General features: G+C 61.9%; 10 protein-coding genes. 8 read left to right on the top strand and 2 right to left on the bottom strand.

Features of this window, described 5'->3' with window-relative positions; all coding sequences use genetic code 11:
• Window positions 1-62 precede the first annotated feature (62 nt).
• The 7 genes from MJO58_RS22280 (at window position 63) to MJO58_RS22310 (ending at window position 8,589) form a co-directional block, all read left to right on the top strand.
• Entirely contained in the window at window positions 63-806 is a 744-nt protein-coding gene (locus MJO58_RS22280) for an SDR family NAD(P)-dependent oxidoreductase (RefSeq protein WP_239720981.1), read from the top strand.
• A 28-nt stretch (window positions 807-834) separates the two neighbouring features.
• On the top strand, window positions 835-1,233 hold the full coding sequence (locus MJO58_RS22285; protein WP_239720982.1) for a RidA family protein: 399 nt from the start codon (window positions 835-837) through the stop codon (window positions 1,231-1,233).
• 143 nt (window positions 1,234-1,376) lie between these two features.
• Window positions 1,377-2,957, top strand: a complete 1,581-nt coding sequence (locus MJO58_RS22290) for an AMP-binding protein (protein WP_239720984.1) — start codon at window positions 1,377-1,379, stop codon at window positions 2,955-2,957.
• Between the two features lie 148 nt (window positions 2,958-3,105).
• Window positions 3,106-5,460 (top strand): bifunctional salicylyl-CoA 5-hydroxylase/oxidoreductase, encoded by a 2,355-nt coding sequence (locus MJO58_RS22295; RefSeq protein WP_239720985.1) that lies wholly within the window; start codon window positions 3,106-3,108, stop codon window positions 5,458-5,460.
• A gap of 2 nt (window positions 5,461-5,462) precedes the next feature.
• Window positions 5,463-6,608 carry an acyl-CoA dehydrogenase family protein gene (locus MJO58_RS22300; RefSeq protein ID WP_239720986.1) on the top strand — a complete coding sequence of 382 codons (1,146 nt, stop codon included), beginning with the start codon at window positions 5,463-5,465 and terminating at the stop codon, window positions 6,606-6,608.
• A gap of 77 nt (window positions 6,609-6,685) precedes the next feature.
• Entirely contained in the window at window positions 6,686-7,432 is a 747-nt protein-coding gene (locus tag MJO58_RS22305; RefSeq protein ID WP_239720987.1) for an enoyl-CoA hydratase family protein, read from the top strand.
• Window positions 7,432-8,589: an acyl-CoA dehydrogenase family protein gene (locus tag MJO58_RS22310; protein ID WP_239720988.1), complete on the top strand. Its 1,158-nt coding sequence runs from the start codon at window positions 7,432-7,434 to the stop codon at window positions 8,587-8,589. Before MJO58_RS22305 ends, MJO58_RS22310 begins: the two co-directional genes overlap by 1 nt.
• An 11-nt stretch (window positions 8,590-8,600) precedes the next feature.
• On the opposite strand, the gene MJO58_RS22315 is transcribed toward MJO58_RS22310, so the two are convergent.
• Together MJO58_RS22315 and MJO58_RS22320 are read right to left on the bottom strand one after the other, a co-directional pair.
• Complete coding sequence (locus MJO58_RS22315) at window positions 8,601-9,500, bottom strand: PaaX family transcriptional regulator (RefSeq protein WP_239720989.1); 900 nt, start codon at window positions 9,498-9,500, stop codon at window positions 8,601-8,603.
• 234 nt (window positions 9,501-9,734) lie between these two features.
• Entirely contained in the window at window positions 9,735-10,541 is an 807-nt protein-coding gene (locus tag MJO58_RS22320; protein ID WP_239720990.1) for an alpha/beta fold hydrolase, read from the bottom strand.
• A 579-nt stretch (window positions 10,542-11,120) separates the two neighbouring features.
• On the opposite strand from MJO58_RS22320, the gene MJO58_RS22325 reads away from it, so the two are divergent.
• Window positions 11,121-12,737, top strand: coding sequence for a sigma-54-dependent Fis family transcriptional regulator (locus MJO58_RS22325; protein WP_239720991.1), 1,617 nt, complete (start codon window positions 11,121-11,123; stop codon window positions 12,735-12,737).
• The last annotated feature ends 11 nt before the right edge of the window (window positions 12,738-12,748 follow it).

A 12,748-nucleotide genomic window follows, 5' to 3' on the forward strand; every position in this document is an offset into this window, starting at 1 on the left:
CGCCATATTGACGATCGTAACGTATCCGTGGCATTGTCGGGAAGGTGTCAAACGAAGGATCGGTGTCCCTGGTGACCGGTGCTGGTCGTGGAATCGGTCGCGCGGTAGCGATACGACTCAGTTCGCACGGCCGCCGCGTCGCGCTGACCTCGCGGACGAAGGAAGAACTGAACGAGACGGCGCGGCTGTGTGCGGGCGAGGTGCTGGTACTACCAGCGGACATCACGTCGACCGCCGCCATCGATAAGGTTTTCGCCGCAGTTGAAAGTTATTGGGGGGCAGTGGAAATCCTCATTGCAGCCGCAGGGGTGTCGGCAGCGGCACCACTTGTGAAGACCACCGACACACAATGGGATCAGATGTTGGACGTGAATCTCACGGCACCGTTTCGCTGCATCCGGCGCGCCGCGCCGGCCATGATCGGTCGTGGCCACGGACGGATCGTGGTGATCGCTTCCGTCGCCGCGAAGAAAGGCGATTCCTACATCAGCGCTTATACCGCCAGCAAACACGGTCTGCTGGGAGTAGTGCGAAGTGCCGCCGCCGAACTGGCCACCAAAGGGGTCACCGTCAACGCAGTGTGTCCCGGATACGTCGACACCCCCATGACTGAGCGCACCATCGCCAATATCGCAAAGACAACCGGCCGCACAGTCGAGGACGCACGGGCGGCACTGCAAATGAAGCAACCCAATCGACGATTGGTGACGGTGGACGAGGTAGCCGACGCGGTGTGGCTGTGCGTTACCAACGCTGCCATCAACGGGCAGGGGATCACGGTCGATGGCGGCGGAGTTCAATCGTGACTGCGCACAACAGCTCCGGGAGTGCCGCATGAGTCTTGAGTTCATCAATCCGCCCGAACTCGGCACCCCGAAAGGTTTCTCGCACGCGGCGGTAGGTTCTGGGACGATCGTTTTTTTAGCGGGCCAGACCGCACTGGATGCATCCGGGCTCATCGTTGGTACGACCGTGGCAGAGCAGTTTGAGCGGGCCCTCGGCAACTTGCTCACGGCCCTTGCCGCTGCCGGAGGCAACCCCACCGACCTTGCGAGTTTGACTATCTACATCGTCGACATTGACGACTATCGGGCCAGTTCGCACGCCATCGGAGCCGTGTGGAAACAACTCGTTGGCCGCAGCTACCCACCGACAGCCGGTATTGGGGTGGCCCGCTTGTGGGACGCCGCAGCTCTTGTTGAGGTCCAAGGCATTGCCGTACTGCCTGATTAACCGCCGGACCAACCGGCGAAGCCAGCGGAAATATAGCGTAATAGTGATTACCGTTCCTTATACGAAACATCAGCTTGAGCCTCAGAAGGGATGCGATGAGACCGTCGCTTTCTGCCCACATCGACACCTTCTGTCGGGACAACATGCCGGCCAAGGAGCTGTGGCCCGAGCTGCTGTTCAACCTGCCGGGACTCCAATACCCTGCGCGATTGAATTGTGCCGTCGAGTTGCTGGACAAGGTCGCTGACCGTGTCGGCGCCGGCCAACCGTGTCTGCTGACGCCCGACGCGCCCGCGTGGACATACGGTGACTTGCGTCGCGTCTCAAACCAGGTCGCCGCGGTGTTGGTCGAGGACTACGGAATAGTCCCCGGTAACCGTGTTTTGCTCCGCGGTCCCAACAACCCGTGGCTGGTGGCCTGCTGGTTCGGGATCATAAAGGCCGGGGCCGTCGCAGTCACCACGATGCCGATGCTGCGCGAAGTCGAACTAACTAAGATCGCCAATGCGGCCAGCGTCGATTTGGCGTTGTGCGACGCACGCTTCACTGAGGCCCTCACTGCGTCGGGTGTCGCAGGCCTGCGAGTCGCCGAGTTCGGCGGCGACGCCGGCCTCACCACTGCGATCGAGAGCAAGGCCGCCGACTTCACGGCAGTCGACACCGCCGCGGACGATGTTGCGCTACTTGCGTTTACGTCAGGAACCACCGGTCGCCCAAAAGCCACGATGCACTTCCACCGCGACGTGTTAGCCGTCGCCGATACATTCTCAGCACACGTGCTCAAACCCGTCACTACTGACATCTTCACGGGTACTCCACCGGTGGCGTTCACCTTCGGTCTCGGCGGCCTCGTCGTTTTTCCGCTGCGCGTTGGCGCCGCAACGCTGCTTCTCGAAAAGGCAACACCAGACGAGCTCGCTGACCACATCGCCCAGCATGAGGTCACTATTTGCTTCACCGCGCCAACGGCGTACCGCGCAATGGTCGCCTCGGGCAACGCGCACAAGATATCGACGTTGCGCCGCGCGGTCGCCGCAGGCGAGCATCTTCCTGCCTCCACCTGGCACGCGGTCTTCGACGCGACCGGCGTTAAGCTCATTAATGGCATCGGAGCCACCGAGATGTTGCACATCTTCGTTGCCTCCCCCACTGACGAGATAAAGGTCGGCTCCACCGGCCGCGCCGTACCGGGCTACGCCGTCGCCGTCCTTGACGATCAAGGCAAACCACAGCCTCCGGGAACGCCCGGACAGCTCGCAGTCAAAGGGCCAACGGGATGTCGTTACCTCGCCGATGATCGACAAGGCGAATACGTTAAACAGGGCTGGAACGTCACCGGCGACACTTTTATTCAGGACGCGGACGGCTACTTGTGGTATCAGGCACGCAGCGACGACATGATCGTCTCGTCCGGCTACAACATTGCCGCTCCCGAGGTCGAAGAAGCTTTGCTGACCCATCCTGATGTTAGCGAGTGCGCCGTGGCCGGCGTGCCTGATATCGACCGAGGGCAGCTCGTGACGGCGTTCGTTGTACTGCGTGAGGGGGTCGACCGCGGCGCGCGAGTCGCAACCGGACTGCAGGATTTTGTTAAGCAACGAATCGCACCATACAAATACCCACGTCGCGTTGTCTTCGTAGACGAATTGCCCAAAACGTCAAGCGGAAAGTTGCAGCGCTCCCGGTTACCGGGCGTCGCACGGGATGGCGCGAAGCCGATCTAGCTGCAGTTAGTGCTCGCCAGGTACCCACCCACGGGCAGCGGCGGGCGCACCTCCCACGAGAGTATGCTGTTTTCTTGACGGCCGTTGGTTTTTAACAATATGATTCAAGTGTAGGCGGTACTGAGTGGGAGCGAATGTGCGTATTGCGGTGATCGGCGGCGGTCCGGGCGGCCTGTACTTCTCGGCACTAGCCAAACAGCTAGGCCCCGACAACGAGATCACCGTGTGGGAACGCAACGCGCCCGACGACACTTTCGGGTTCGGGGTTGTTTTCTCCGACGAGACTCTCGGCGGAATCGAGCACGCAGACATCGAGATCTATCGGCGGATGGAGCAAGAATTCGCCCGCTGGGACGACATCGACGTGCACTTCAGGGGTGAAACGATCACCAGCGGGGGCCACCGCTTCGCGGCCATGAGCCGCAAGCGGCTCCTCCAGGTTCTCCAGGAACGATGCGCCAGCCTCGGCGTCAGCGTGCATTTCTGCAGGGAAGCCCCGAGCGTGAGAATCCTTGCCGCGACGAGTGATTTAGTCGTAGCGTCCGATGGCGTCAACTCGACGGTGCGTTCGACATACGCTTCGTCGTTCGAGCCACGGCTGGACCGCGGTGCCTGCAAGTACATGTGGCTGGGGACAGACAAGGTATTCGACGCGTTCAAGTTCTACATTCGCGAAACGCCCTACGGCGTCATGCAGGCACACGGTTACCCATTCGATGCCACGGGCAGCACCTTCATCATCGAGATGAAAGAAGACGTCTGGCGCGCAGCAGGATTCGACGTCTTCGCGACACACGATTTCGCGCCCGGCCAATCCGACGAGAAGTCCATCGACGTGATCAAGGACCTGTTCGCAGACGTTCTCGACGGCCACGAGGTGATGGCGAACAACTCCAAGTGGTTGAACTTCACGACCGTGCACAGTGAGCACTGGCGCCACGACAACGTTGTCCTCCTCGGCGACGCCGCACACACCGCACACTTCTCCATCGGATCAGGCACCAAGCTCGCGATGGAGGATGCGCTGTCCCTGGCGGCCTGCGTGCACGAACACGACGACATTCCTGTGGCACTGGACGAGTACGAAACCGAGCGCAAGGCGGTTGTTCTGTCCACACAGCGCGCTGCCCGGGCAAGCCTCGAATGGTTTGAAAATCTCGGCCAGTACGTCGAGCAGCATCCTCAACAGTTCGCCTTCAACATCATGACCCGCAGTCGCCGGGTGACCTACGAGAATCTCCAGCTGCGTGATCCCGAATTCGTTGAACGCGTGAATGATTGGTTCACCGCTCAGCACCTTTCTCATCAGACCGACACGCCGCCCATGTTTCAGCCGTTCCAACTCGGCGATCTGCAGCTGGTCAACCGGGTGGTGGTGTCCCCGATGGATATGTACCGTGCCGAGGGCGGCATGCCTAACAAATTCCATCTGGTCCATCTTGGCGGCAAGGCGCTGGGCGGTGCCGGACTGGTCATGACGGAGATGGTCTGCGTGAGCGAAGCGGGCCGGATCACCCCCGGCTGCACTGGCATCTGGTCCGACGAACAAGCTTGGGCCTGGCGACAAATCACGGACTTCGTCCATGAGGATTCATGCTCGAAAGTCGGTATCCAACTTGGCCATTCCGGCCGCAAGGGCTCCACAAAGCTCATGTGGGATGGCATCGACCAGCCGCTCGACGAGGGCAACTGGGAGATCGTCGCCCCTTCGCCACTGCCATACAAGGCGGACGTGAATCAGGTGCCCCGGGAGCTGACCGAAGCGGACCTCGCCCAAATCACACAGGAATTCGTCGACGCGACAAGGCGGTCCGACGAGGCTGGCTTCGATCTGCTCGAGCTGCACTGCGCGCACGGCTACCTGCTCTCGTCGTTCATTTCGCCGGTCACCAACCGCCGCACCGACCAGTACGGCGGCGACCTAGCCGGTCGGCTGCGCTACCCGCTCGACGTGTTCCGGGCGGTACGAAAGGTGTGGCCAGAGAACAAGCCTATGACCGTGCGCATTTCGGCAACTGACTGGGTCGACGGCGGAATCACGGGCGATGATGCAGTCCTCATCGCCCAAGCCTTCAAGGACGCCGGCGCCGCCGCCATCGACGTCTCTTCGGGCCAAGTAACACCCGACGAGACGCCAGCCTTCGGCCGCTCCTATCAGACCCCCTTCGCGGACAAGATCCGCAACAACGTGGACATACCCACGATCGCGGTCGGTGTGATCTCGTCGCACGACGATGTGAATTCCATCGTCCTCGCCGGGCGAGCCGACCTGTGTGCCCTTGGGCGAGTTCATCTTTACGACTCGAACTGGACACTGCACGCCGCAGCCGAACAAGGCTACAGAGGCTCTGGCGCCGAATGGCCCAACGCCTGGAACGCCGGTCGGCGCAAACCCCAGACCGGCCGCACCGACGGCCCCAAGCCGCGCTTGGAACTGATCCGCGGGGGCGTGGCCGGCACCCGACATGAGCGGTGGCGGCCAGCCGAACAGGAAGGTCGATAACCGTGCTCAGCGCTGAGGAAAGCGCATACGCACAGCGGGTACGTGAGTTGGCACAGCGGGAGTTGCTGCCACTGGTCGACAAGTGCGACGAAGGCAACGTGAATCGCGCGCTCCTCGCGAAGATGGGTAGCCGCGGGCTGCTTCGCGACTTGTTCGGCGGATTGGCCGAGGAGCACCCGACCGTTGCGGCGGCGATGCGGCTGTGCCTGCTCCGCGAGACCCTTGCCGGTGTCTCCACCGGGGCGGAGACCGCGCTTGCCCTCCAAGGTCTCGGTTCCTACCCGATCCTGCAGTCCGGCAGACGCGAGACGGTCGAACGGTGGATTCCCGGGGTGGTGCGCGGCACCACGGTCGCGGCGTTCGCACTAACCGAGCCCGAGGCTGGTTCTGACGCAGCCGCTCTCGCGCTGACCGCGGCCCCCGACGGCGATGGCTGGCGATTGCGCGGGGAGAAGATGTGGATCTCCAACGCGCCGGAAGCCGACGTCTACACCGTGTTCGCCCGAACAACGCCGGACGCGGGCGCCCGCGGCGTCACGGCGTTCGCCGTCGCCGGCAATGCTGACGGCCTGTCCGGCGAGCACCTCGACTTGCTTTCACCGCACCCAATCGGCCAGCTTCATTTCGACGATGTCCGCGTCGAACCAACCGACGTCCTCGGCGAGGTCGACGCAGGGTTCAAGGTGGCGATGCGCACCCTCGACCTGTTTCGCCCCAGCGTGGGTGCCTTCGCCGTAGGGATGGCACAGGCGGCTCTCGACGTCACGCTCGAACACGTCGCCAACCGACATGCGTATGGCGCACCACTGGCGGCTCAGCAGTCGATCGCGCACCGACTCGCTGACCTGGCCACCCAGCTGGAGGCCGCTCGGCTGCTCGTCTATACCGCCGCACGCGCCTATGACGCCGGTGCCTCCCGCAGCGAAATTACCCGGCGCGCAGCGATGGCCAAGCTATTCGCCACCGAGGCCGCGCAGATCATCGTCGACCAGTGCGTCCAACTCCACGGTGCGTACGCCCTGCGGCGTGGTCACCTACTGGAGCACCTCTATCGCGATGTCCGCGCTCCCCGCATCTACGAAGGCGCATCAGAAGTGCAGCGCTCCATCATCTCCCGCGAGCTGTTCAGAGAAAGGGCGACACCGTGACCCGGTTCAGAGCATCCGTCCCGCTGACGACAACCTGGAAACACTTCGACTTCGCGATCGAGGGCCCCGTTGCCACCGTGACGCTGCGTCGTCCCGAGAAGTTGAATCCACTCACGTTTGAGAGCTACGCAGACCTACGCGACCTTATCGCGGAACTACCGCACCATAGCGGCGTCAAGGTTCTGGTAATTCAGGGCAAGGGGCGCGCGTTCTGCGGTGGAGGCGACGTCAACGAAATCATCGGCGAGCTGATCACGATGAAGGCCGCCGAACTGATGCAGTTCACGAAAATGACCGGCGACGTCATCCGCGCCATGCGCGAATGTCCGATCTCCATCATCGTCAAAATTCAGGGCATCGCGGCAGGAGCGGGCGCGGTCATCTCACTGGCAGCGGACTTTCGGATCGTGGGCCGGTCGGGACGTTTTGCTTTCCTCTTCACCAAGGTCGGGCTCTCCGGAGGTGACATGGGCGCGGCCTACCTACTCCCCCGTGTCGTCGGCTTCGGGCGTGCCACCCAGCTTCTGATGCTGGGCGACACAATCGATGCTGAGACCGCCGACCGCTACGGGCTTGTCTCACAGCTTGTCGACGACGATCGGCTCGACGATACGGTGACCGCTCTGGCCCACAGGCTGGCCAGCGGCCCGAGTCTGGCGCTGTCGCAGACCAAGTCGTTGTTGACGCGCGAGCTGGAAATGTCACTCTCGTCTTCGATGGAACTTGACGCGATGACCCAAGCACTGTTGATGACCACGGACGACCACGCCGAGTTCCACGCGGCATTCAACGCCCGCCGCCCACCAGCGTGGAAAGGACAGTGATGGACCCCCTCGATTTCCTGCAAAGCGACCACCTGCTCTCCGACGACGAGCGAACCATTGGCCAGACCGTAAGCGACTATGCGAAAGCCGAACTCGCGCCCTATATCTCGGACTGGTACGAGGCGGGCAAGATCCCGACCGAAATCATTCCGGCCCTCGGAAAGCTTGGGCTGCTCGGCATGCATCTCACGGGCTACGGGTGCGCCAACACAACAGCCACCGCCTACGGCGTCGCATGCCGGGAACTCGAGGCAATCGACTCAGGACTGCGCAGTCTGGTTTCGGTCCAAGGTTCACTCGCCATGTTCGCTATCCACCGTTGGGGCACCGAGGATCACCGCCAAGAGTGGCTCCCGCGGATGGCGGCCGGCGAGGCTATCGGCTGCTTTGGACTGACTGAAGCCGGCGCGGGCAGCGACCCTGGTTCCATGCGCACCCACGCGAGGCTTGACGGTGACGATTGGATACTCAACGGCTCGAAGATGTGGATCACGAGCGGCACGATTGCGGACGTCGCGGTCGTGTGGGCGCAAACCAATCAGGGTATCCGTGGCTTCGTCGTACCAACCGATACGCCCGGCTTCGCAGCGCATGAGATAGGCCGCAAGCTGTCCCTGCGGGCATCCGTTACGGCCGAGCTTGCCCTCAGCGACGTCCGGCTGCCCTCCACGGCGGTCTTTCCGGAAGTCCGCGGCCTGAAGGGACCACTATCCTGCCTGAACGAGGCGCGGTACGGCATCCTGTGGGGTGCGGTCGGAGCCGCCAGGGCCTGTTATTGCGAGGCCCTCGAATACAGCCTCCTCCGAACACAATTCGGCAAACCGCTGGCCGGGTTCCAACTCACTCAACGCAAACTCGTCGACATGTCGATCGCAGTTTCCAACGCCGCTCTGACCGCCGTCCAACTTGGCCGGCTCAAGGACACACACTGCATCACGCCTGAACAGATCAGCCACGGCAAGCTCGCCAACGTTCGCTCCGCACTCGAAGTCGCCCGCACCGCACGCGCAGTGCTCGGTGCAGCCGGCATCACTCTCGACCACTCGGTGATGCGGCACATGAACAACCTGGAGACCGTCTCGACCTACGAGGGCACCGAGGAGATGCACACGCTCAGTATCGGGCGAGCGCTGACCGGCATCGCGGCATTCCGCTGACCGCCCTCAACTCAGACAGGAGACGACTTGCGGTGACGAGGTTGCGGCGCATCGGTTCCCACACGCTTTCCGTGGATGATCTCCAGGGCGTGCTTCTGCGCCAAGGGGCGCAGTATTTTGTTCAACTCGCCGAACAACTCACCGGCCGCCTCACCATTCCATGCGGGTGGCAACAGCGATAGCGGCAGACCAGGATCGCGGTACGGAAGCTGACGCCACTGCGTCAGCATCTGCACGTACGTTTGAAACGCTTCCTCTGAGCTGAACCCTTCGGCCGACGACCGATACAGTGCCGAGCGATAGCGCTGCAGGAACTCTGCGTACAACTCGGCGAGTTCTTCCAGGTTCCACCAAACGTGGACCTTTGATCGAAGATCGCTGAACGCGAAGTATTCACCGCGGAAAATGTCGACGTACTCAAACAACCCTCTGCGTTGCAGGGCATGCCGCGTCTCGTGCGCAAGGTTTCCCGGCGCCAGCCACACGCCCGGCGCCACGGTGCCGAAGCCGAGTCGGGTGAGGCTCGATCGAAGAGAATGTCGTTTCTCGCGCTCGGATTCAGGCACGGAGAACACCACCACCACCCATCCGTCCTCGACAGTTGCTCTCCGGCGCTCGAAGATCCGCACGTCTCCCTCGGCGAGCACTTCCAACGTCGATGCAGAGACCGAGTAGCCCGCGACACCCCCACGGCGTTCGCTGAGCAGGACGCCGCGCCGCTTCAATCGAGAGACTGCCGATCGGGCGGCCTGACCATCACCGCCCAGATCGCCGATGAGGGCGACCACAGAAGCCACCGACAGCCAGTTCCCCTCGGCGCGGGCATAGAGGCCAAAAAGTGTGATGATCAACTGGGCGACGCGACCATCCCGGCCGCCACCGGTACGAGTCGATTGACCTCCTGCCGTCATATAAGCACCATACCGACGCAGGCGACGTCACTTGCCAACGGATAGCAGACGGACTGGATCTGTAGCGCGCAGGCGTGGCACCGACCCTCTCAGCTCGTTGCTACGCGCGAACCCACTTAGCTCACGAGCTAGAGCTGATACAGCAGCCCTTGCATGCATGTCATGGTGCGTATCGTCGTTGCCACCTGGACGCAAGAAGAGCATTGAGTCGCCCAGTGAGTGCGTCACAACAGGTCAAGGGAGAGTCGGCGCCGCGCGCACCGCCTTGGCGAATCCATCGGGATTCTCCAGATGCGTGAGATGCCCGGCACCGGGGATGTCCACGAGACGAAGGTCGGGCCGACGGCGAGCGATATGATTCCGCAGATTTGCGAACCACGGAAAGCTTTCCGCGCCAATCAACCACGTCAGCGGCACCGGTAAGTCAACTACAGCCCGGGCCGGCAAATATTCGACAAAGGTGCTGTACGGGTTGCCCCATTCGGCGAAAACTGGCCCGGAGTTTTTCAGAAGATACTCGCGAAGCTCGTCACCTGCTGAGTCATAGCCGTTTCCGCCGGAACGCAGGGAGGTCGCAAACCTGTAAAACGCCTCTAAACCATCGACTCGACGACCCAGCACTTGACCTGCCTTGAGGCGCAACGCGGTCCGCAAAGCCGGCAGGTTAGCGTAGCGAAGTCCGTGAAAAGGTGGCTCGACAACGCACACGGCGGAGAACAGTTCTGGGTTGTCTACCGCCGCCACAAGCGTTATGTTGCCGCCCGCGCTCCAACCGACAACTTTCGCTGGCTGCTGCGCAACTTGCTTGAGCAAAACCGCGAGATCACGAGCATGGATTCTGCTATCCCGAACCGGCCGATGGTGCGACCGTCCGTAGCCACGACGATCGTAAGTGATCACCCTGTGGTCGCTCGCCAAGTCATCGACGACGCAGTCCCACGTGGAGTGATCCGTCGATGCGCCGTGGACGAGAACCAGTGGAGGCCCATCGCCCGCGACTTGGTAGTGCAACGTAGCTCCCAGCGTGGCTAGCTCAGGCATTCCGTCTCCTCGGTGCGGTTTGGGCGAGCGTGAGTCGCAGCTCAAAAGACGAAGCCGCGCGTCTTACCGGACCGACGCATAGCCCGATCCTTGACCGAGCCACCCGAACGAGCAGGTCGCCACCTTCATGCCCTCCGCGGTTCAAATCATCGTCCACAACACCGCAGAGCGCGCTACACAGCAAGATGGTTGCTCTCAATTGGACCGGTCCGTCGCCATGTAGGACGTGGCGTATCGGCCCCCCGAGGCCCGGGGAAGCGGAGAGACGCCGGAACCGACGAATGTCTGACCACGAGTTGAAGTATGCCACGTTTACGTTACGATCGTCAATATGACAGCATATTGCATGCCTGCCAAACCCTGGTACCCACACCCAGCGTGCCGCCGCAAAGGTGTTCGTTTAGTCCAGCGCCTTCGCACGCAAATGAGTGCACCGCGGGTGGTGCATTCCTCCCGAACAAGTGGCGCCATAGCGTTCATCTGCGTTCAGAGGCGCGGTCCCGATCTGGTTCCGTTCAGGCGATGTTGTCGCGATCGACGGTTCGACGCACATCGCTCGAGTAGACCCGAGGGACATCCGTGAGCACAGAAGAGTGCTCGGTGCGGTCAATCATCACCACCTCGTGGCGGCGCGTCGCGATGACCGGACTGCGTCCATCGGCGTCGGTCGGTGATACCGCAACCGAGGCGGTGGACCTGGGCAGCAGATTCATACTCGCCTCCCGACCAGTGGTCGATGAGATAGCTGCTGAGCTCGTGGGAAGCCCCTATGCGGTCCTGCTCGCCGACCGCAAGGGGACCTTGACCGACCTTCGGTATGGCCAAAAGCCCATCCAAACCTTGCTAGAAGCCGGGGGCGCTATAGCGGGCCGTATTTTTCGTGAGGAGGTTACGGGAACGAATTCCATTGCAACGGCCCTTGAGATACGAAAAGGCTTGGCGGTGCGCGGCGAGGAGCACTATATCGAGTCGCTGAAGAGATTCAGCTGTTACGGCGAACCGATTATTCACCCGGTAACTCAGCGCATCGAGGGTGTCTTGGACATCACGTGCCTGGAGGAACACGACAATCCGCTCATAGCATCGCTCGTCCGGCGTTCTGCCCGACAGATTGGTGAGCGTCTACTGGATCAGACGTGTGAAGCCGAAAAGCGCGTTTTTAGCACCTTTAGACAAACAACAGCACACGAGAGATCACGTCCAGTGATCGCGGTTGGCGAAGACATCTTCTTGGCCAACGCCGCTGCGATGCAGATAGTTGAAGCGACTGATCACGCGACGTTACGTGCTATTTCTCTCGATTTCGTCGACAACGCGGAATTGATCAGGCATATCCAGTTGTGTTCGGGCCAGAGCGTAATTGCTTCGATCAACCCGATTCCGGGCACCGGCGCCGCGGTCTTCTCGCTCAGCCCGGAGCGGTCTGAGACGGCCCAGTGGCCCCCGAACGGCCGACGCCTCGACCCGGCGTGGACACTTATCTCCGGGGAGCCTGGGTCCGGCAGGACCACCACGGCGCACCAGGTCGCCGATGCATCCGCATGCTGGTTCGAAGCGGGAGACATCTTCGACATCGGTGAGCATGAGTGGGCGCGCCGACTCTCTGAAGCAGTCCACGAAACCTATCGCTCAGTCGTGATAGAAGCGATTGACGTGCTTCCAGAACGGTTAATCGCCCGAGTGTCCGAGCGGCTGCGGTCCACCCCCACCCGTGTCATATTCACGAGCAGCCCACCGGCTGGCCTTGGCCCAGCGCATGCGGCACTGGCCGCCCAAAGCCACGACACGATCGAATTGGTTCCCCTCCGGCAACGGCGTGCGGAGATTCCTGCGTTGGCCCACAACATTCTGAAGGGCTTCCACAACGGCGCTCAGATGCGTTTCACACCAAAGGCTTTAGAGGCATTGGCGGCTCACCATTGGCCGGGCAACTTTCACGAACTCAATGCAGTTATCACCAGGGTGGCACACGCGCGCCGCGCGGGCGACATAACCGTCGATGACTTGCCCGCGGCTTATCGCTGCGGACTTCGACGTCGGCTTAGCCCCATCGAGCAGGCCGAGCGCGACGCGATCGTACATGCTCTCCGCACGTCCTCCGGGAATAAGAAAGCTGCTGCACAGACCTTGGGTATCAGCCGCACAACACTTTACAAAGCAATTCGGTCATACGGAATCCTCACTCCCTCAACGTAAACCGGTACCCG

It is taken from the genome of Mycobacterium lentiflavum (assembly GCF_022374895.2).
Classification (GTDB): domain Bacteria; phylum Actinomycetota; class Actinomycetes; order Mycobacteriales; family Mycobacteriaceae; genus Mycobacterium; species Mycobacterium lentiflavum.